The sequence below is a fragment of the Adlercreutzia sp. CNCM I-6215 genome (assembly GCF_977072315.1).
The window spans coordinates 151,767-171,463 of record NZ_CDRVMA010000004.1 but is presented as its reverse complement, the minus strand read 5'-3'; the positions used below and the strand labels follow the sequence as shown (position 1 = coordinate 171,463).

The following is a 19,697-nucleotide window of genomic DNA, read 5'->3' as shown; positions in this document are numbered from 1 at the left end:
ACATGGTTTACAGACCCTGCTTGCCGAGCTTCGCCATGCACTCGTCGATGGTGGCGCGGTAGTTGGTCGCCTTCTCCGGGTTCGGCTCGCTCTGGGGGCACAGAGTGGCGAGGATGGCGCGGATGGAGTGCTTGCGGTTCTCGGCCTCGTCCCAGCACAGGGAGCGCTCCGGGTCGTCCATCACCTCGTCCACGACCTCCTCGCCGCGGTTGGCCGGCAGGCAGTGCATGAACTTGGAGTCGGGGCCGGCCGCGTTCATCAGGTCCCAGGTCACCTGGTACTTGGGATAGAACACGTCCATGTAGCTGGTGCTGGAGACTTCCTCGTCGTAGAGGCCGTACCACACGTCGGTGTACACGAAGTCGGCGCCCTCGATGCAGGAGATGTCGTCGGAGACGGTAATGGTGCCGCCGGAGATCTTGCAGTTCTCCTCGCCGATGGCCATGAGCTCCTTACCGAACACAGCGCGCTCCTCATCGGTGCCTATGAGCAGGGCGCCGTCGGGGATCTGATGGCCCTTGGGCCCGAACTGCACGAAGTCCATGCCCATCTTCGAGCAGATGAACATGAGCGATACGCAGGTCTGGGTGGCATCGCCGATGAAGGCGAACTTGCAGTCCTCGATCTTCTTGCCCTCGGGCAAATTCTCGATCATGGTCATGAGGTCTCCGAGCTCCTGGGTGGGGTGGTTGTACTCGCTCATGCCGTTGATCACGGGGGCCGCGGAGTACTTCGCCAGGGCCACCACGTCCTTGTGGCGGTCGACGCGGGCCATGAGGATGTCGACGAGGCTTCCCATGACGCGGCCGGAGTCCTCGATGGACTCGTGGCCGCCCAGCTGGATGGAGCCGGGGCCGAAGAACTGCGCGTGGCCGCCCAGGTCGGTCATGGCCGTCTCGAAGGAGATGCGCGTGCGGGTGGACACCTGCTGGAAGATCATGCCCAGCGTCTTGTGCTTCAGCAAGAGCGGGTACTCGCCGCCCTCCTTGATGAGCCCCTTCATGGCGATGGCGAGGTCCACCATGCCGAGCAGCTCCTCCTTGGTGAAGTCGTTGGTGTCGATGTAGTCCTTGACCATAGAAATCCTCCTTTAGGATCTCGTTCGCGACCTCTGCGCAAGATGATCGCGATGCGGTTTCATGCGGAGGACCCTTCATGTCGGCGCTATTCGGGCCGGATTCCCGTTCGCGGCCTTTTCTCGACTCGAGGCCGTCTCCGGAATTGTTGAGCGTCTTCCGCATCTCTCGAGGCTCAGCATGGAACGCGCTAGAAGTTTTGAGAAGAAATAATCAAGATTATTTCCAGATGGTAAAAGCTCACCGTGCGTCTAATCCCAAATAATCCCGCTACTTAGACCTATTGAACTGGCCTCTATGGTAGAAAAGATCCATCGCCTCTTTTGCTGATCTTTCAAGTTGAGGCACGACCTAAACCGCTCTAGACCGTCGCGGCTCATCATCGGGCCCTATGCGTCACCGAGGAGGCTTGCTTTGGAGACAGCGTTCTACCTCTACACCATCGTCGTGATGCTCGTGTGCGTGGCGTCGGGTTCCGTATCGCTCTCGGCCTATTTCGTTTCCCGGCGCCACTCGTTTCTCTACGCTGCAGCCATGCTGCTGTTCTACTTCCTCGACCTCGCGCTTATCTTTCAATACGAGTACCTGGGCCAGAACGTCGAGTATTCCATCAACCAGTTCTATACCATCGACCATCCGCAGCTGAAGATACTGCTCGCCTTGGGCACTCTCGAGCCCATGTGGCTCATACTGTGCGATTTCGTGAACGAGCGCCGCCGCGTTTTGCGCCTCGCCCCAGCCTTGGCCTTCATCGCGGCAAGCGAAATCGTCGTGCTGTGCCTGCCCGTGGACGAGTTTCGCCAATGGCTCTTCTACACGCTGCGACAGGCGTTTCTCCTGTGGTGCTTGGCTTTCGGGGTCTATCGCTACTGCACGGCCCGCAACGAAGTGGAGAAGGCCCGCTTGCGCCGTCAGGAGCCGCTGTTCCTCATCACTTTAGTTCTGTGCCTGTGCATTCTCATCGAGGATATCGTCATGATCCTCGTCTTCGATTCCAGCTTCTTCGCGAACGCCGATATGCTGCCCCTGTATATCAGCGAGCGGAACTTCTCTGAGAACATCCTGCTTCTGACCCTGTCCTTTTTCACCCTGCGCGTCGCTGCCGACACCCTGCGCCTGCGCTTCAAGGAGCCGCCGAGTGCCGATGCGCCCGACACCCAGGAATACGTGGACGAGCTGCTTCCCGCCTTCTGCGAGCGCTATCACCTGACCGCGCGCGAGCGCGTCATCTTGGAAGAAGTGCTGCAAGGCAAGGACAATCAGAACATCGCCAGTTCGCTGCAATTGGCCCTCGGCACCGTGAAAGCTCACGTGCACAACATCCTGAAGAAAACCGGCACCACTACCCGCCAAGAGCTCGCCCAGCTGTTCTGGAAGGGATAGGGGATAGCTGGCAGACGCGCAACAGCGGCTGGCGCCGTGGGAGGTGCAGGCGTCGGAAGGCCGCAGCCGCCCTTATTCCCGCAGCGCCCTAGAATCGAGCCCTTTTGCGGCGCTCTAGCTCTTCTTTGAGCATTTGCGTAAGTTCGTCCCGGCCGCTCACGCCAAGCTTGGCGTAAACATTCGATATATGGGTTTTCACCGTGTTGACGGAAATGTACTCCTGCTCGGCGATCTCCTTGTTCGATGCACCCTTCTCGAGCAGCGACAGCAGCACCTCTTCACGCTTGGTCAGCCCGTATTCGCGGGCGATCCAGGGCACAAGGGATTCTGCCAGCTGCTCGTTGCGCATCCGCCGATGATGGGCGAGGAAGACGTAGGCGGCCACGGTGAAGCAGAGCGCCATAACCTCGACGGGCACCTTGCGAGGAGAAGCAAAGTCCCCCGCTGCTCTCCTGCCCGAAACTCACATACGTTGCCGCTTCTCCCAGGGCATACACGAGCACGAGCAGAAGCGAGAAAACCCATCGCCAGCGGTTCATGCATCGAAATTCCGCCACCAAGCAGCAGATACCGTACCCTATCACCCACAATGCCAGCAGCCTGGTAAAGAGGAACCCGCGCCACGACGCAACCGATTCGACTGATGAAGCGCCGCTCGCCCAGGCCGCCATTATGCAAACCGCCCAAAAAAATCCTTCGACAGGGGAAAAGCTGCGCGAGAGCAAACTGCCCAGCACAAGCCGGTACAAGAGGATTATAGCCATGTTGAATGTGGTGTAGAGCATGGGGTAGGCGTTTCGCGCGTCTTCGAATTGCAACGCGAATTCTGGAACAAACTCGTACATGAACAATAAAACGATATCTATCGTGTACGCGAAGAAGATGAGCGCCGTGAAGATGTATCCCGGTTTGCGCTCGACGTAGTACAGGCTCCCATAGGCGGCGATGGCCAACGCATAGGCGATGCAGCTTGCCACATTGTAGAGAAAGGCGAGGGACACGACTCCTCCTTCATCGGATAGCAAACATTATAGACGGTTTGGCTGCCAAGGCTACCGACTTGCCTGACACTCGATTCAGCTTCTTCGTTATCCCAGTTCAGAAGAGGGGATGACAAAAAATCATCCCCTAAATAATCTAGAAGCCCTCCCTGATTTCCTTAACAAGAGATTTCCCCGCTCTTAAAGTTAGGTCATCGCAGCACCGAGAAGAGAGCGCTGCGACCGAACTAAGGAGGGTTTTATGAGCATGTCCCGTCTCGATCAGCTTCTCAGCCGCCGCCATTTCGTCATTGGATCAAGTGCGCTTGCGGCCGCCACGCTTTCGGGCGGTCTTTGGGGATGCGCATCAGATGAGCCGCTCGGATCAACCGGCCCATCTGATTCCCCCGAAGAGAACGCCGCCGATCTCGTGCTGTACAACGGCCATGTGCAGACGATGGTATCGGAAAGCGAGGTTGCCTCGGCCATAGCCATCGCGGGCAACAAAATCGTCTATGTGGGCGATGATTCAGGCATCGACGCTTTCGTAGGAGACACCACCCAAGTCATCGACCTCGATGGCAAGTTCGTCTCCCCCGGCTTCATTGACGGCCACATCCACGCCCCTGGCAACTGGTTCACCAAACTCTTCCAAATCGATCTAACGGGACTTAGCACCAATGAGGAATACCTCGAGGCAATCCGCTCCTTCGTGGAAGCCCATCCCGACGAAGAAGGCTACATCGGATCGCCCTTCATGCTCAATGCCTACCAGCTTCCCGACGGCTCGAATCCCGGGCCCTCGAAAGAGGATCTAGATGCCATCTGCCCCGATAAGCCCATTCTCATCCATGACGTCTCCTACCACGCCGCTTGGGTCAATTCCAAGGCCTTCGAAATGGCTGGCGTAACCGCCGACACCCCCGACCCAGAAGGCGGCCTGTTCTATCGCAACGAAAAGGGCGAGCCTTCGGGATGCGTCAGCGATGCCGCCAAGGGAATAGTATTCGCCATCATGCCCGACACCATGACCAACGATAATCTGGAAAAGGCCCTGTACAAATTCATGGAGGAAGCAAACTCCTATGGCATAACCGGCATTACAAATATCACCCAAGGCGGTCTTGATATTATCGATATGTACCACAAGGTGGAGCGCGAGGGCAATTTGACCCTGCGCATGCGCGTCGTCCCCACTATGAAAGAAGGTCGCACCTATGACGAAGTGCTTTCCACCATCAAGTCCTACAACGACTCCGCCACAGACATGATTTCTTCGAATACTGTGAAGATTTTCTACGACGGAGTGACCGAAAGAGGCACCGCCGTCTTCCTGGAACCCTACCTGGAATCAACGGGACTCGGTGATCATTGGTGCGGCGAACCCATCTGGTCTCAGGAAGACTTTACCCGTCTTGTACACGACTTTGATGCAGAAGGCGTTCAGGTGCACGTGCACGCCATGGGCGACGGCGCCGTTCACGGCACCCTTGATGCCTTCGAGGAGGCTCGGGCGACCAATGGGGAGCGCGACGCGCGGCACACGATCACCCACGTATGCGCCATTACCGATGAGGATATCCAGCGCATGGCCGATTTGGATGTAGTGGCGAATCTCCAATTCCTGATGATGTACCACGATGATCTCATGGACCTGGAGCGCGCCTATGTCGGCGACGAGCGCGCCATGGCGATGTACCGAACAAAGCACATGGCCGAGGCAGGCATCTGCATCAGCGGCTCCTCAGACGCCCCCGTCATTCCATTTGTCCCGCTCGATGCGATCGAGGCCGGCGTTACCCGTAACTCGCCCTATCCCGAGGAAGAGGACACCGACATGACCCGCTGGCCCGAACAGGGGCTCACAGCCTACCAGCTGCTCGAGGCCTACACCAAGAACGACGCCTACCAGAACTTCATGGACGATATTATCGGCACCGTTGAAGTGGGCAAGTTCGCCGATCTCGTCGTGCTGGACACCAATATCCTGGAAGTGGATCCAAAGGAGATCTCCTCGGCGAAGGTCGTCTACACCATCTCCGACGGCCGCATCGTCTACGAGGGGTAGGACCGAGCTAGAAGACGCCAGCTATACGGAACGGCGCGCAAACCCTTGAACACAGGCCCCGCGGCTCTGCGGTCATTAGTCCCGCAGAGCCGCGGGGCCAGACCTATGCGCCCATGCAGCCCTTGCCGGCACTGCGGCCACACGCAAACACGCTGTATCCCGAAAAGGCGTTTCAGCCTCCTGGACTCACCCTTCCTACCCCAGGATGGATGAGAAGCCCGAAGAGCACCTCGCTTTCCAATTTGCGCCGCTCTATGCCAGCCTCCAGCAAGCCTTCGAGGCCATATTCGAACGCGCTCGTAGCCAGCGAGTCATCTTCGTCATTGACGAATTCCCCTATTTGGCAAAGGCCGACCCGAGCGTCTCTTCAATCCTGCAAGCTCTCATCGATCGCGCCTCTGCAGATTCGAAGCTGCTTCTCTTGCTGTGCGGGTCTTCGTTGTCGTTCATGAAAGAGCAGGTACTTGGAGAGAAGAGCCCTTTGTACGGGCGGAGAACAGCCCAGATAGAGCTTAAGCCCTTTGATTTTTTCACAGCCATGGAGCTCTTCCCCCAACGCAACCCCATCGAGACAGCCGAAATATACGGCATGGTGGGCGGCGTACCCCTTTATCTTATGTAATTTCAGAATGGTGGAACATTACGCGAGCTCACCGAGGCAGCGCTGCTCGACCCGAACTCAATCCTCTACGAGGAACCGAGCATCTTGCTCATGCAAGAGGTGTCGAAGGCATCGCGATACAACGCGGTCATCGACGCCATCGCAAATGGACGAACCCAGAGCGGGGAGATAGCAACCGCAATTGGCTCCACCACAGCGGAAACCTCGTACTACCTCAAAGAGCTTGAGCGCATTGGCCTGGTTACCCGCGAGCAGCCCCTTGGGGGAAAGGGCAAGAGGCCGATCTACAGACTCAGCGACAATCTCTTCCGTTTCTGGTTTCGATTCATCGCACCGCATACTTCCTCGATCCAACGTGGGATGCCAGGACGTGCTTGGCGCTCTATCGAAAAGGCACTTTCCGAATACATGGGACCGGTTTTCGAAGATATCTGCAACCAGTGGCTTTGGCGCCAGATGGCAAGAGACGAGTCGGCCATAGAATTCGATGACCTTGGACGCTGGTGGGGCAATGATCCGCAACGTAAGCAGGAAGCCGAAATTGACATCGTCGGCATAGAGGGCACACACGTGGTGCTCGCCGGAGAATGCAAGTGGCGAAACGAGGACTTTCCCGCCTCGGCCCTGGAGAAGCTTCGCCATCGCACGAACCTTATTGGCAATGCGGACGAGGCGCAGCTTTACGCGTTTTCGAAAACCGGATTCTCGCAAGCATGCCGAGCAGAGGCGAATAGATCGAGGAATGTGCGGCTCGTCTCCTTCAGCGACATGGTCAACGCTTGAACCGAACGGCCCGCTCGACAGGGCCACACGGAGGGGCCATTGTGAGGGCCCGTCGTAGGGGGGCTTCAGCCGCCCTGCAGAAGGAGGACGCCCATCGTAGGGAACAAGAAGGGAGGGCCTAAAGCCCTCCCCTACCAGGAAGCGGACTCCCCGCCTGCGCTTGTGATGTAGCCCTGGGACATGGCGCCGGCCTCGGGGAAGGGCATGTCCGGGGTCTTGTCGTCGTTGGCCGCCGCGTAGGCGAAGGCGTTGTTGATCATGCCGACCTGGGGGCCGTTGCCGTGGGAGACGACGACGTTGGTGCCCTCCTCGATCATGTCCACGATGTGCTTGGCGGTGTTCCGCACGAGCGTAAGCTGCTCCTGCGGGGTGTTGCCCAGGGCGTTGCCGCCCAGGGCGATGACGACGGTCTTGCCGTTGCCCTTTTCGTATGGCATAAGCGTTCTCCTCCTCTTTTGGGAATTCAACCTGATACGCCAAGGACAGCCTGGCACAATGGGCCGTCCTTGGCGCTCACTCTAATGTGACTCGAGAAATTGAAAAGTCCGAACTCGGTTTATTTTCTTTCTGCCCTCTGTCTAATCCAAAGTAAACCACTCAGCTTCTATGCCGCGTCCTCCTCGGGCCACGGGCTGGCGTACACGGCATAGCTCGCGTACTGAGGAGCGCCCACGGCGTAGATGTCGTAGTCGGCCGCCTGACCAGGCTCGGTGTCGACAATCTTGAAGTAACCGCCCTCAATCTTCCCGTCTTGATCAAGCAGCACCACGTCGACGCGCGACTGCGTGGCGCCATCCAGCGACTCGGACGCCGTCACCGTGCCTGTGAACTCCTTGGCGCCGAACTGAGTATCGGTCGCGCCCCCGTCCTGCACAGCGTACACATGAGCCAGCTTCTGGTCCGTGGCCTCCCACGAACCCTCGGGCGTCGTAATGGAGAACTCGACGGTCGCCGGCTTCACCACCTCGGTCGAGTTTGCCGAGGAATCAGCGGTCGATCCCGCCACGTAGGAATAATAGTAAGTGGAATCGGGCAACACACCCGGAGTTTCAATCGTCTCGTCGAAGATGACGTTGCCGCTATCGTCCTTGCCCACGACCTCGATGACTGGATCGATGGCCTCTACGGTTTTGTTGGGGTTCTGCACCTTCACGGCAAAATCGACCATGCCGTTGTCGGCAGCGAACCAGCCGGAATCGACGATTTGCAACTCGGCGGGGTTCGCGGCCTCCTGCTCGGCCGTGGCGGCATCGGCCTGCTCATCGACGGCAGCCTGACCCGCTGCTGGGCCCTGGGTCTCTTCAGTCTGCACCACCGCCTGCTCCGATCCGGCCGGTGCCGTCTGACTACTTTGGGCCGCGCACCCCACAAGGCTTACCGCGAACAGACCGGAGAGCGCCACCCAACCTATAGCCCTGAATTTCATTGTCATCACCATTCCCTTGAAGGCTCTTGTTTGCGAAAATTCTTTCAGTGCCGCAGTCCTCAGACCGGCCGCTTTTCAGGCAGACAGCCGGGCGACCCGCGCAGCATGACCCTCAGATACTCTGCCGGAACGCGTCCGCTCCGGCTTTGCCATCTCTTGAGTCTGCAAGTAAATGATGACCCCTCGCATGCACTAATTAGGGGTGCAGCAGCCCTTCGTAGCCCCTATGCCACTGCTTTGTTTCAGTCGAAATCCCCATGTCAACGCCAGGAAATCAAAAGGAAGAAGGTCATAGTTCGCACACAGTCAACCAAAGTATCCTCCCCTCAAACGCCTCGTGTCAGTTCCATGGCGAAACAGGAGATCCGGCCCGAAAAACACGAAGGCCCGCGGGAGGGGGGATCCGCGGGCTTCGTGTTGTGGCGATAGCGAGACGAGGAGAAGCTTCGCCACCCAGTAAAACAAGAAGAGAGGAGGTGTTGCAGGGCTTCGTTCCCTCGGCCCTGCTGACAAAAGTTATAATAGGTTAACTGATTCGTTCGCACAAGGGAGTTAACCTGGGTTTACACTTTCTCCACAACTCTCGCGCACCCAGCCCGCGCCTTCGTCGGTATCAAGCAGCCCGGTCGCCCCGCCCCTGTTTAACGGAACCGTGCACGCTTATTTACGCGATGGTAACTGCAGCACCAAAGGGCTCCCCCAAAAGCCGTCCCTCCCCTATACTGCAAACCAGCGAAACGGAAAAGAGCTGATAAGTCTTCTCCTTTCCCCTTTCCTTTCCTTCTTCTCTCTTTTGGAAGCGGGTACCCCTCAACAAGCCTGCTTCCCGAGAACGAGATTTCCCCGACCCGTTCTCGAACCCCTGCAATGAGGCGGCTCCCCCAAGCCGCCTCTTCTTTTTGGCACGCAAAGCCTCTCCCGAATTCATGCGCGTGAGAAAAGGGGTGCCCAGATGACACCCCTTTCGCTATCGTCGCCGAACGGCGCGCGTCGGATCACCCTTACCGAGCGCCCGTCTCCGCACAGCCGCTACGGGCGCGCATCCAGAATTTTGAGCGCTTGCTCGTAGCCGCCGGCGCCGTAGCTGAGGCACTTGGAAACCCGGGCGATAGTCGTGGCCGAGGCGCCCGTTTCCGCCTCGATGGCCGCATAGGACTTCCCCGCCGCCAAAAGACGCGCCACGCCCAGGCGCTGGGACGTCTCGCGAATCTCGCGCACGGTGAACAGGTCTTCCAGAAGCGCGAAAATAGCATCGGGATCGTCGAGGGCGGCCAGAACGCTCAGCAGGTCGTCCACATCGGGGGTGCGAATCTCAGCCATTAGACCTCCGTGAGCCAGTCGGCGTACTCGCCGATGCGACCGTAGGCCAAATCGAAGAACCGATCCTGCAGCGCGCGCGTGATTTCGCCGGGCTTGCCGATGACGCGACCGTCCACGGAACCCACGGGCGTCAGCTCGGCGGCCGAGCCGGTCATGAACACCTCATCGGCGATGTACAGGTCGCTGCGGGTGAGGCTTTCCTCCACAGCAGGGATCTCCAGGTCGTCGGCCAGACACAGCACCGTGTCGCGGGTGATGCCCTCGAGAAGTCCGTCGGAAAGCGGCGGCGTGGAAAGCACGCCGTTGCGCACGATGAACAAGTTCTCGCCCGTGCCCTCGCAGACAAGCCCCGCCTCGTTCAACATGATGGCCTCGGCATAGCCGTGGGCCTTCGCCTCCATCTTCGCGAGGATGGAGTTCATGTAAGAGGCCGTGGCCTTCACCGCCGGCGGAATGGCGTTGTTCGAGCGCTGGCGCCACGAGGAGATGCCCACGGCCACGCCGTTTTCCAGCGCGTCGGCGCCCAGGTAGGCGTCCCAGGGCCACACGGCGATGACGACGTCCACGGGCGCCCCGGTCGGGTCTACCCCCATGACGCCGTAGCCGCGGTATACCAATGGACGGATATAGCAGGCCGGAAGCCTGTTGGCACGGATGACTTCCAACGTGGCGTCCATCAGCTCGTCGACGCTGTAGGGCAACTCGATCTGGGCAATCTTGCAGCTGCGATGCAGCCGTTCCATATGGTCGCGCAGGCGGAACACGTAGGATTTGTCCTCGTCGGGCACCTTGTAGCAGCGAATGCCCTCGAACACGCCGGAGCCGTAGTGCAGCGAATGCGACAGCACATGGGTCGTCGCCTCCGCCCACGGCACCAGCTCGCCGTTCTTCCAGATGTAATCGACCTCGGTGATGTCGGACAATGGAACCATCCCTTTCTCAGACTAGAAAAGCCCTCGTCGCGTGCGCAACGCGAGCAAGGGCCATTGTACTCCAACACGCTAAAGCGAAAGAGCAGTTCCACGAAGGCGGCAAAACCAGAGTCGTCCCCTCAGGGCCAAAGCGAGTTCGAAGCCGCAGCATGCCACTTTTACGTCGGAATAATTGGCATCCGTGCCACTTTTACGTCGGAATAATTGGTATCCGTGCCACTTTTCAGATGGAATATTGCTCTGAAACATATTATCATGGCATTCGAACCGATGACTGGCGTTGGCAGAAAGGAGCTTGCCGTGGAGCGATTCGCCATAAAAGACCTCATTGCCTGGAAGAACTCCCCTCGCCGACGACCGCTGCTCGTGCAGGGAGCACGACAGGTGGGCAAGACGTGGCTCATCAGGGAGTTCGGGCAGACCCACTTCGCCGCAGTGGCTTACGTGAACTTCCTCGAAGATGAGGCCATGGCGCGTCAGTTCGAAGGCGAGTTAGCTCCGGCGAGGCTGCTCGACGCCGTCACCTTGTACACCGGCGTTAACGCCAAAGACCCGAACACTCTCGTAGTGTTCGACGAGATTCAAGAATGCCCTCGGGCCCTTACCTCCCTCAAATCGTTCGCCGAGCGCAGCCCTGAAACCGCCCTCGTCGCTGCCGGGTCGCTTTTGGGCGTCGCCCTTCACCGGGGCGTCTCCTTCCCTGTCGGGAAAGTCGACCACCTGCTCATCTACCCCTTGTCCTTTGACGAATTTCTCCTCGCAACCGGCAACAATCTCATGCTGGATACCCTGCGACGAGGAGATCTCGCGTTGGCCGATTCCCTTTCGGAGCGTTACATAGAGCAGCTGCGCAATTACTACTTCGTCGGCGGCATGCCAGAAGTGGTTCAAACGTTTTTGGATACGGGCAGCTTCAGCGAAACGCGAAAGCAGCAGAATCGGCTGCTCTTCGACTACGAGCACGACTTTTCCAAATACGCCGACGCTGCCCTCGCCGAGAAAATACGGCTCGTGTGGAACTCGGCTCCCGGACAGCTCGCCCGCGAGAACAAGAAGTTCGTCTACTCAGCTGTGCGCACGGGCGCCCGCGCACGCGGCTACGAAGAGGCCATCCAGTGGCTCGTGGACGCAGGACTGCTTCTGCGCGTCAACCGCATCACGAAGCCGGGACTGCCCCTCTCCGCCTACGAGGATCGAGACGCTTTCAAGATATACCTGCTCGACGTGGGACTCCTCGGCGCGGCAAGCCGTCTCGATGCCTCGGTTCTCGTTGACGGCCATGAGCTGTTTTCCGAGTTCAAGGGGGCCCTCACGGAAAACTACGTGTGCCAGGAGCTCGTTGCCACAGGCAAGGTGGTTCCTTACTACTGGTCGGCCGAGAACTCCTCCGGCGAGGTCGATTTCGTGTACGATTACGGCCGCTCCATCGTGGCCGTCGAGGCGAAGGCCACCACGAACCTGAAGGCGAAGAGCCTTCGCTTGTTCGTGGAGCGTAACCACCTCGGCCGGGGCCTGCGCCTGTCGCTGTCGCCCTTCAAAGAGCAGGACTGGGTAGTGAACCTGCCCCTATACGCAGCAGGGCTGCTGCCCGAGTGGTTCGCACAGATGCGGAAGGGTGCGATCTAGAATCAATCCGCACACCTATACAGGCTCTCGCAATAAGGGGAAGGCGGGCCCCAATCGAGTCCGCCTTCCCAACGTCAGTACTATCACAAAGTGAGAAACTTGCTTAGGCTTGCTGTGCGCTGAGCGATTCCAACGCGTCATCGATCATGGCCTCGGCTCGGGCCAGATAATCCATCGATCCATCGAAATTGTGAGCCGCTGTACGTCCTTGTCCATCAGAGCCCGCAAGCGGATTCGTGGTAAGGTTCTTATTGGCAAACGTAGTGATGAACGATTGCGCGCCCCACTCGATGAAAGAGGGCGCCGGCGATGCCATAAAGAGCGCTTTGCCGTTTTATTGCGAAAGTATTGCGGGGTGCCCTCACGCCTCGAAGGAGTATCCCACGCCCCAGACGGTCTTCAGGTAGGCGGGCTTGGCGGGGTTCTCTTCTATCTTCTCGCGAATTTTCCGCACGTAGACGGCGATGGAGATGGCGCCGTCCAGGTACTCCTCGCCCCATAGCTCCTCGATGAGCTCGTCTTTGCCCATGACGGCGCCGGAATGGCTCGCGCGGAACACGCTGCCGACGCCCACTTCGCTCTGCACGGTGGCGCGGCCGCCGAGCAGTTCGGCCATCTCCTTCACGAGCGCAAGTCCCAAGCCGCTGCCGCCGTAGCGCCGCGAGATGGACGAGTCCGCCTGGCGGAAGCGTTCGAAAATGGTGGCGAGCTCGTCCTCGGGAATGCCAATACCGGTGTCGGCCACCTCGATGAGCAGGCCATCGCGGGCGGCCGTGAGCGCCACGGTCAGGCGCAACGGTCGCCTCCACCGCATTCTCCACGTCGAGCACATCGAGGGGAGAATTTCAACCCGATAGCGGTCGGCCTCGAGGCTCGCCGCGTCCAGGGTGTCCATCTGGCGCCCCTGCCGTCGGAGCGCTCCGTTCACCGCCACGGCCACCGCCACGATGACCGCCGCAAGCGCCCCGAACAGGCTGACGTTGGCCATCGTGCGCTCGCGGGCCTCCGCCTCGTACACCTCCATGGGAATGGCCAGGCTCACAGCGCCGGCCAAATCGCCCAGCTGGTAGCCCTCGCGGGGGAAGCCGGTCTCGTCCGGTTCGCCGCCCTCGCTGCCGCGGGCCTTATGCGCCCACGTCATGTTCAGCTTTCAGGATACCGCAAAAACGGGCGGGGAAAATATTGTCCTTTTATTGCGGGAGGGTGCAACGCGGCAGCTGTGGGCAACCCGCCCGCCCTCTGTTCCGCTATACTATCGGTACGAGCTGCACGGTCATTCGTCACAAAGGAGGCCCCATGCTTCTCTATCATGGCTCACGCCACGGTATTGACGGCCCCGTTGCGCCTCTTAGCCGGGATCGATGTGATTTCGGACGGGGTTTCTACCTGGGCACCGAACCCCTGCAGCCGCTCACCCTTATCTGCGACTTCCCCGATGCGCGCTTTTACACCGTGGAACTTGATCTCGACGGCCTCGATGTGCGCGAGCTTTCCGCTGACGCAACCTGGGCCCTCGTCGTCGCCTATCATCGCGGCAAGATGGAGCAGGCCCGCGGCACCGCCCTCTATGCAGAGACAGCCGCCGTGCTTGAGGGTGCAGATGTTGCCATTGGGCCCATTGCCAACGACCGCATGTTCGTCGTCCTCGACCGCTTCTTCAACGGGGACATCACTGATGTCGCCCTTATAAAAAGTCTTTCCGCGCTGCAGCTGGGCAACCAAGTAGTGGCGCTCACCCAAGCCGCATGCGATGCCGTTCGCATCGTGGATGAGCGTAGCCTCAGCGAGGACGAGCGGACCGAGCTGATTGCCACGAGCGAGGCGAACCGGGCCGAGGGAGTGGCTTTGGCTGAGCGCATCTGTCGCGAGCACCGCCGCGAGGGACACTTCTTCGACGAGATACTGGAAGCCGGTGTTCCCCTTGGCTGACCTGCGATTAGACCAACGACAACTGTGCGACATCCAGGGACGTCTCTTCGAACTGGCCCGCGCGCGCGGCTACGATTGCCCCACCTTCATCGAGGCCTTCATGAACAGCGACGTGGCGCGACGTATGGATGGGGTCTTCGACTTCCTGCAGTGGGCCGGGGAGGAATACCTGTTGGAAGAGCTTGACGACGAAGTGGGCGGCCTGCCCCGTGCCGGAGCTTCCTGGGGCCGGGAACCCATGTACTGGACCGGCTACCTGTACCGTTTGTGGCACTATCTCACCGGCGAGACGAGTCGCGCCATCTACGCCACCGCCGATGCCGACACCATGGGCGGCGCCTACCTCGGCATGCACGTGCTCGATCCCGAACTGGCCATCGAGAACCTGAAAGAGCTGGCGGCGCAGCGCCCGTAACGGCTTTGAGAGAGTCCGTCATGCCGGCTTCCGACGAACGCCGACGTTAGCCTTACCCCGCATCAGCATTGTTGCGCCTCCATTTCCACAGCTGTCGACAGGCCCAGCAGGCGAGAAGCGAGCCCATCGCACAAACGAGGGCCGCGAGTAGCCAGGCGCCTTCATAGCCAAGGGCGCTTTGGGCCTCCCCTACCGCACCTTGGATGCCCGACATTGTGCCCACCGAGACAAACGGTCCGATAGAAGCAGCAATTTGGACGGCCATCGTCATTATGGTGACGCCCAGGGAGTGCTGGTTCAGCGCCAGGCACCGCAGCCCTGTAGTCTGGAAATTGGCGCACACCGTGCCGCAGCCGACAAACACCACCAACATCCCCGCCAGCAGTGTGATCTCGCTTGCCATCCAGGCGGCTACGGCCATCAGCACCGATCCAGCAGCCGCCACGGCCAAGCCTCGAGAAAGCAAGGGGGCGGGACCTCGGCGGTCGAGACGGCGACCGCCGGCAAGCGACGCGACAGCATAGGCCACCACGAGCGGGCCCAGGCACAGCCCCGAGAGGGCCGGGCCGAGGTGGGCGCATTCTTCCAGATACAGCGGGCCCATGACGTTAAGGGAAAAGTAAATGCTCATGGTGAGCACCACGAGCAGGGCCGCGGCGACAAAACCGCGGTTGAGCAGCACCCCGCGAAGAGAGACGAAGCTCCCTTGGACGTCGCCGCGTCTCGAGGGCCTGACGGCGACAAGGCCCCACAGACCTATAAGCGCCGAAACCACCAGGGGAACCACGAACACGCTATGCCAGCCAAAGGCGCCGACGAGGGCACCGGTGGCCACAGGCGCCACGGCGGGGCCCAAGGCGATCATGCCGTTGCCCACGGCGAGATAGGTGCCCAATTTCTCCGATGCCACCGTTTCCAATATGGCGTTCATCATAAGGGGGATGAAAATGCCCGTGCCCACGGCCTGCACGAGCCGCGACGCAAACAGCACCGCAAAGGTAGGGGCCACCAGACCGCCCATCGATCCGAGCGCGTTGCACGCCAGAGCGACGAACAGTAACGTCCGCGGGCCGAGCCGTCGATACAGGGCCGCCATGGCCGCCACAACGAACACCGTGACTACCATGAACCCCGTCACAAGCCACTGCGCCGTCATGGCATCCACGGAAAACTCGCCCATGATGGCAACAAGCGCCATGTTCACCAGGTTCTCGTTAAAACCGGCGATAAAACCGCCCGCAAAAAACCCTATGAGACGACCCGCGGCATTCCGCGCGCTCATGAAAGAACCAACCGCCTCACGCCTACCCCTTCTCGTTCGATCCGTTCTCGGCCCGCTCGAAATCGCGGGCCAGATCATCATAGCTTTCCCGCGGTACAGGGGGAACCTTTTCGGCCCCCGCATCGGCGGAACGGCCCGGTAGCACGAGGTTCAGCACAATGCCCAGCAGCGCCGCCACGGCCAGCCCTGGCACGGAGTACTCACCGACGGGAATGCTCACGCCCATCGACTGCATGCCGATAGCCGCGATAGCCGGACCGCCGAAAATGATGAGATTGCGGGAGTCGGTCATGTCGACGGCGTGCTCTACAAGCATCTTCAGGGCATTGCAGGCAATCAGCCCGAATATCACGATGGACACCCCGCCGATAACCGGATCGGGAATAGTGCCCACCAACGCTCCCAACTTGGGGCAGAATCCGCCGACGATGAACGCCGTGACGGCGGCGTACCAGAACACTTGGGTCGAATAGACGCGCGTCACGTTGAGCACGCCGATGTTCTCAGCGAAGGTCGTCGCCGGGGGTGCCCCCAGAAGGCCAGCGACAGTGGTGGCCAGGCCGTCCCCCAAAAGCGAGCGCCACAAAATAGGGTTGTAATTCCTGTGGGTCATCTCGCCGATGACAAACAGATGCCCGATATGCTCGATCACCACGATAATCGCGATAGGGCTCACCAGCACAATGGCCGTCACATCGACGACGGGCAACGTGAACTCGGGCAGGCCGATCCAAGCCGCCTCAGCCACAGGGGCGAAGTCCACCATACCGAAAGCACATGAAAGGCCATAGGCCACTGCGGCCCCGACTAACACGGGGATGGTATTCAGCACCCGCTTCCCGAAGCACGTGCACAGCACGACCACGAAGAAGGCCACCCCCGCCACAACGAGCGCCTGCCACAGCGTCTCGCCCTCGGGCACGGTGAGCGCCTCCGAAACCGCCGTAGTAGCCAGGCCGCAGCCAATAACGAAGATGATCTCGGCCATGACCACCGTGGGAATGAGCCGATCGATCCAGCGCGTCCCCGTCTTGCGTACCACCAGAGCGCACACGACGAACACCAGGCCGGCCCCCACAATGGCCGAGCCGACCCCGGCCACTCCCGCCGTAGCGCTCGCAATAACCACTGGCCCCACGAAACTGAAGGAAGGTCCCAGGTAGCTCGGAATTTTCCCCTTCGTTGCCACGAGGTACAACGCCGTTCCGATACCCGAGCACATCACAGATACCGACGGCGAAAATCCCATGAGCATGGGCACGAGCACCGTTGCTCCGAACATTGAGAGGAAATGCTGTAGGCCCAGAGGCAGCGCCTGGTACCAGGGAAGCCTTTCCTCGACATCTACTACTCTCTTGCCCATGATGGACACCCCTTGTCAACGGCGCGGTGCCGAGCGAGCGCACAACTCTCTCGGCACCGCGACCCCTTGCTTGAACGGATGGGAAACCACAGCGCCTTAGGGCTCGACCAACTCGTCGTAGACCTGGACCTTACCGGCGCCCTCGGCCGCCGTCGTCGCCGTCACCGGCTTCTCGCCCTGAGACTCCTTGGGCAAGACGAGGTTCAGGATCACAGCCAGCACCGCAGCCAGCAGCAGGCCGGGAACATTGAAGGAACCCAGGGGGATGGACACGCCGGTGGTCATCATGCCGATGCCCACGATGAGCGAGGCGGCAGCGATCATGAGATTGCGATTCTCATTGAAATCCACTTTGGCATCCACAAGCAGCGACAGACCGTTGCCGGAGATGAGTCCGAACAGCAGGAACGACACGCCGCCCAGCACGCAGTTGGGAATGGAGTAGAACAGCATGGCCAGCTTCGGGCAAAAACCGCCGATGATCATGGCGAAAGCGGCCGTCCACCAGAAGATACGGGTGGAATAGCACTTCGACAGACCCATAACGCCGATGTTCTCGGCGATGGAGGTCAAAGCCGGGCCGCCCAGGAAGCCGGAAGCCACCGTGCCAAGGCCGTTGCCGAGCAGCGAAGAGGAGAGGTACTTGTTGCAGTCCTCGCCGGAAAGATTGGTCACCGTCATCAGGTGGCCGATATGCTCGACTACGAGCACCAACGCAATGGGAGCGATAACGAGCAGGGCATTCACGCTAAACGTGGGCAGCGTCACTTCGGGAAGGCCGATCCAAGCCGCCTCGTTGATAGCGGTGAAGTCCACCATACCCAGGGGAATGGCCACGATATAACCCACCACGATGCCGATGAGCACGGGCACCATCTTAAGGAAGCCGCGACCCCAGGAAGATGCCACCACGGCCGCGAGGAACGTGATGAACCCGACAATGCAGCCCATCGTGTCGAAGGTCTCCGAAGCACCGCCGTCGAACATCACGGAGTTGACCGCCGTGGCCGACAGACCCACGCCGATGACCACGATGATGCAGCCGGTCACTACCGGCGGCAGCACCTTGTCAATCCAGCCGGTGCCGGTAAGCTTCACAATGCCCGCCACCACGCAGAGCGCCACACCGACGGCCACAATACCGCAGAGCGCACCCGAAATGCCATCGACGGCCGTCACCACGGCCATGGGCGTGATGAAGCTGAACGACACGCCGAAGTAGCTCGGCACCTTGTTGCGCGTGCAAATAAGATAGATGATGGTGCCAAGGCCGGTGCAGAACACCGCCAGCGCCGGATTGAGTCCCATGATCATGGCGGGCACAATAGCGCCGCCGCCCACGAAGGCCATCAGGTGCTGCAACGAGTACACAATGGCCTTCCCCATGGGGACCTTATCCCCAATGGCGTAACCTCCGTCTTGTCTCATAACGAAACCTCCTTTTCTTTCCCGCCGTGCTTTCCTGCACGGCGCTTCAACCATTTGACGAACCCGAATGCCAACGATGGTGCCGGCGCGGATCGATTCACGGACGCCCCGGCAAAGACACCAGGATCCTAAAGAGACAGCGCCTTCTCGGGGCACACCGCCACGCAGGCACCGCAGGCGGTGCAAGCGTTCTGGGGCTCATGCTTCCTATTCGCCACCGGATCTACCGCTTCGGGGCACACAGCCGTGCACCGGTCGCAGGTCATGCCCTTCGCGCGCAGGCAACGATGACGATTAAGCTGCGGATAGACGCCCTCTTTGTCGACAGGGACGGCATTGGCCAGTTCCCAGCGGGCAAGATCGAACGAGCGGTCCTTTGCCTTCTCATCTTTCACCAGATCGCGAAGCACCTTGGCATCCAGGGCGAAGAAGGCACCGGCCGCCTCCAGAAGCCCGCGGTAGAACCGCTCGTCTACCAAGCGCGCCGCCAGAGCGGAGAACTCCGGGTACCAATTCAGGATATGGTGCTTGAGGAACGCCTGGGAAAGCAGGAGATTCTCACGCAGGGCCGTCATATCGGACGCGGCGCGCGCCTCAACGGCGCGATCGGCCAACGTCGCCATAAACTCGCACATAAAGGCCAGGTGATCCTCGGGAAGATCGATGCCTTCCGCCAGCTTGAGCGCCTGCTTCTTGTAGATGTTGTGCACCTTGCCCCGCGCTGTGCCCATGTAATGCTGCGTTGCGTCCACAAAGGCGCTCTCGTAGGGCAAAGCGTAACGGCCGGCTTCATCGCGCATACCTAGAAACGCCGCCGTGAAATCGCGTCCCAAGAAGGCGCGCGTGCCCGTGTGGCGCTTCTCCAGATAACGCTCCATGACGTGCATGCCGTGGTCGAACGCAGCGTCCTCGCTCTTCAGGGAGCCGATCCGGGCCGCTGCAAGCGCCTCAATGTCATCCTGGGAGAGCGGCGCCCTGAAAAGACGGCCGAAAAGGCGGTACAACTTCGCACGGTTCGCCTGCACTAGGGAGAACTCGTCGGGGGTCATCATGGTTTCCCCACC

Annotated in this window: 17 protein-coding genes and 1 pseudogene; 7 read left to right on the top strand and 11 right to left on the bottom strand. The window is 60.2% G+C overall.

Annotated features, from left to right (window positions below):
- Positions 1-7 precede the first annotated feature (7 nt).
- Positions 8-1,078: a putrescine carbamoyltransferase gene (gene ptcA, locus ACW4LP_RS04870; protein WP_114540329.1), complete on the bottom strand. Its 1,071-nt coding sequence runs from the start codon at positions 1,076-1,078 to the stop codon at positions 8-10.
- A 412-nt stretch (positions 1,079-1,490) separates the two neighbouring features.
- Between ptcA and ACW4LP_RS04865 the strand changes: the two genes are divergently transcribed.
- Positions 1,491-2,459 (top strand): helix-turn-helix domain-containing protein, encoded by a 969-nt coding sequence (locus tag ACW4LP_RS04865; protein ID WP_331879645.1) that lies wholly within the window; start codon positions 1,491-1,493, stop codon positions 2,457-2,459.
- An 88-nt stretch (positions 2,460-2,547) separates the two neighbouring features.
- Here ACW4LP_RS04865 and ACW4LP_RS04860 read toward each other — a convergent pair whose 3' ends face one another.
- Positions 2,548-2,844 carry a response regulator transcription factor gene (locus tag ACW4LP_RS04860; RefSeq protein ID WP_455803531.1) on the bottom strand — a complete coding sequence of 99 codons (297 nt, stop codon included), beginning with the start codon at positions 2,842-2,844 and terminating at the stop codon, positions 2,548-2,550.
- Between the two features lie 857 nt (positions 2,845-3,701).
- On the opposite strand from ACW4LP_RS04860, the gene ACW4LP_RS04855 reads away from it, so the two are divergent.
- The 3 genes from ACW4LP_RS04855 to ACW4LP_RS04845 all read left to right on the top strand — a co-directional run bounded on the left by ACW4LP_RS04855 (position 3,702) and on the right by ACW4LP_RS04845 (position 6,912).
- On the top strand, positions 3,702-5,507 hold the full coding sequence (locus ACW4LP_RS04855) for an amidohydrolase (protein ID WP_114540332.1): 1,806 nt from the start codon (positions 3,702-3,704) through the stop codon (positions 5,505-5,507).
- Positions 5,508-5,712: 205 nt separating this feature from the next.
- A complete protein-coding gene (locus tag ACW4LP_RS04850) occupies positions 5,713-6,129 on the top strand; it encodes an AAA family ATPase (RefSeq protein ID WP_114540333.1) in 417 nt (138 codons plus the stop codon).
- A 90-nt stretch (positions 6,130-6,219) separates the two neighbouring features.
- Positions 6,220-6,912, top strand: coding sequence for an ATP-binding protein (locus ACW4LP_RS04845; protein WP_114540334.1), 693 nt, complete (start codon positions 6,220-6,222; stop codon positions 6,910-6,912).
- Between the two features lie 164 nt (positions 6,913-7,076).
- On the opposite strand, the pseudogene ACW4LP_RS04840 reads toward ACW4LP_RS04845, so the two are convergent.
- The 4 genes and pseudogenes from ACW4LP_RS04840 to ACW4LP_RS04825 form a co-directional block, all read right to left on the bottom strand.
- Positions 7,077-7,349 (bottom strand): annotated as a pseudogene (locus tag ACW4LP_RS04840) (amino acid kinase family protein); the annotation flags it as partial.
- A 167-nt stretch (positions 7,350-7,516) separates the two neighbouring features.
- Positions 7,517-8,344 (bottom strand): hypothetical protein, encoded by an 828-nt coding sequence (locus tag ACW4LP_RS04835; protein WP_455803530.1) that lies wholly within the window; start codon positions 8,342-8,344, stop codon positions 7,517-7,519.
- A gap of 1,023 nt (positions 8,345-9,367) precedes the next feature.
- The gene (locus tag ACW4LP_RS04830; protein ID WP_114540336.1) at positions 9,368-9,658 is read right to left on the bottom strand and encodes a YerC/YecD family TrpR-related protein; all 291 of its coding nucleotides are present in this window, start codon (positions 9,656-9,658) and stop codon (positions 9,368-9,370) included.
- Positions 9,658-10,590, bottom strand: a complete 933-nt coding sequence (locus ACW4LP_RS04825; RefSeq protein ID WP_256156214.1) for a branched-chain amino acid transaminase — start codon at positions 10,588-10,590, stop codon at positions 9,658-9,660. Before ACW4LP_RS04825 ends, ACW4LP_RS04830 begins: the two co-directional genes overlap by 1 nt.
- Positions 10,591-10,890: 300 nt before the next feature.
- Between ACW4LP_RS04825 and ACW4LP_RS04820 the strand changes: the two genes are divergently transcribed.
- Positions 10,891-12,216 (top strand): ATP-binding protein, encoded by a 1,326-nt coding sequence (locus ACW4LP_RS04820; protein WP_173114464.1) that lies wholly within the window; start codon positions 10,891-10,893, stop codon positions 12,214-12,216.
- 361 nt (positions 12,217-12,577) lie between these two features.
- Here ACW4LP_RS04820 and ACW4LP_RS04815 read toward each other — a convergent pair whose 3' ends face one another.
- Entirely contained in the window at positions 12,578-13,357 is a 780-nt protein-coding gene (locus ACW4LP_RS04815) for an ATP-binding protein (RefSeq protein WP_114540340.1), read from the bottom strand.
- 155 nt (positions 13,358-13,512) lie between these two features.
- Here ACW4LP_RS04815 and ACW4LP_RS04810 point away from each other — a divergent pair, with 155 nt between their 5' ends.
- A complete protein-coding gene (locus ACW4LP_RS04810; RefSeq protein WP_455803529.1) occupies positions 13,513-14,145 on the top strand; it encodes a DUF3990 domain-containing protein in 633 nt (210 codons plus the stop codon).
- Entirely contained in the window at positions 14,138-14,560 is a 423-nt protein-coding gene (locus ACW4LP_RS04805) for a hypothetical protein (RefSeq protein WP_114540358.1), read from the top strand. Before ACW4LP_RS04810 ends, ACW4LP_RS04805 begins: the two co-directional genes overlap by 8 nt.
- 52 nt (positions 14,561-14,612) lie before the next feature.
- On the opposite strand, the gene ACW4LP_RS04800 is transcribed toward ACW4LP_RS04805, so the two are convergent.
- The 4 genes from ACW4LP_RS04800 to ACW4LP_RS04785 all read right to left on the bottom strand — a co-directional run bounded on the left by ACW4LP_RS04800 (position 14,613) and on the right by ACW4LP_RS04785 (position 19,685).
- A complete protein-coding gene (locus ACW4LP_RS04800; RefSeq protein WP_302683107.1) occupies positions 14,613-15,842 on the bottom strand; it encodes an MFS transporter in 1,230 nt (409 codons plus the stop codon).
- Positions 15,843-15,864: 22 nt separating this feature from the next.
- Entirely contained in the window at positions 15,865-17,205 is a 1,341-nt protein-coding gene (locus ACW4LP_RS04795; RefSeq protein ID WP_455803528.1) for a uracil-xanthine permease family protein, read from the bottom strand.
- 96 nt (positions 17,206-17,301) lie between these two features.
- Positions 17,302-18,633: a uracil-xanthine permease family protein gene (locus tag ACW4LP_RS04790; RefSeq protein WP_288219440.1), complete on the bottom strand. Its 1,332-nt coding sequence runs from the start codon at positions 18,631-18,633 to the stop codon at positions 17,302-17,304.
- Between the two features lie 128 nt (positions 18,634-18,761).
- Complete coding sequence (locus ACW4LP_RS04785; protein WP_455803527.1) at positions 18,762-19,685, bottom strand: molecular chaperone TorD family protein; 924 nt, start codon at positions 19,683-19,685, stop codon at positions 18,762-18,764.
- Positions 19,686-19,697 lie beyond the last annotated feature (12 nt).

What these genes read in the sequence shown, in the direction of transcription:
- ptcA (WP_114540329.1), bottom strand. Translation starts at nt 1,078, where the DNA reads ATGGTCAAGGACTACATCGACACCAACGACTTCACCAAGGAGGAGCTG.
- ACW4LP_RS04855 (WP_114540332.1), top strand. Translation starts at nt 3,702, where the DNA reads ATGAGCATGTCCCGTCTCGATCAGCTTCTCAGCCGCCGCCATTTCGTC.
- ACW4LP_RS04850 (WP_114540333.1), top strand. Translation starts at nt 5,713, where the DNA reads ATGGATGAGAAGCCCGAAGAGCACCTCGCTTTCCAATTTGCGCCGCTC.
- ACW4LP_RS04845 (WP_114540334.1), top strand. Translation starts at nt 6,220, where the DNA reads ATGCAAGAGGTGTCGAAGGCATCGCGATACAACGCGGTCATCGACGCC.
- ACW4LP_RS04835 (WP_455803530.1), bottom strand. Translation starts at nt 8,344, where the DNA reads ATGACAATGAAATTCAGGGCTATAGGTTGGGTGGCGCTCTCCGGTCTG.
- ACW4LP_RS04830 (WP_114540336.1), bottom strand. Translation starts at nt 9,658, where the DNA reads ATGGCTGAGATTCGCACCCCCGATGTGGACGACCTGCTGAGCGTTCTG.
- ACW4LP_RS04825 (WP_256156214.1), bottom strand. Translation starts at nt 10,590, where the DNA reads ATGGTTCCATTGTCCGACATCACCGAGGTCGATTACATCTGGAAGAAC.
- ACW4LP_RS04815 (WP_114540340.1), bottom strand. Translation starts at nt 13,357, where the DNA reads ATGACGTGGGCGCATAAGGCCCGCGGCAGCGAGGGCGGCGAACCGGAC.
- ACW4LP_RS04810 (WP_455803529.1), top strand. Translation starts at nt 13,513, where the DNA reads ATGCTTCTCTATCATGGCTCACGCCACGGTATTGACGGCCCCGTTGCG.
- ACW4LP_RS04800 (WP_302683107.1), bottom strand. Translation starts at nt 15,842, where the DNA reads ATGAGCGCGCGGAATGCCGCGGGTCGTCTCATAGGGTTTTTTGCGGGC.
- ACW4LP_RS04795 (WP_455803528.1), bottom strand. Translation starts at nt 17,205, where the DNA reads ATGGGCAAGAGAGTAGTAGATGTCGAGGAAAGGCTTCCCTGGTACCAG.
- ACW4LP_RS04790 (WP_288219440.1), bottom strand. Translation starts at nt 18,633, where the DNA reads ATGAGACAAGACGGAGGTTACGCCATTGGGGATAAGGTCCCCATGGGG.
- ACW4LP_RS04785 (WP_455803527.1), bottom strand. Translation starts at nt 19,685, where the DNA reads ATGATGACCCCCGACGAGTTCTCCCTAGTGCAGGCGAACCGTGCGAAG.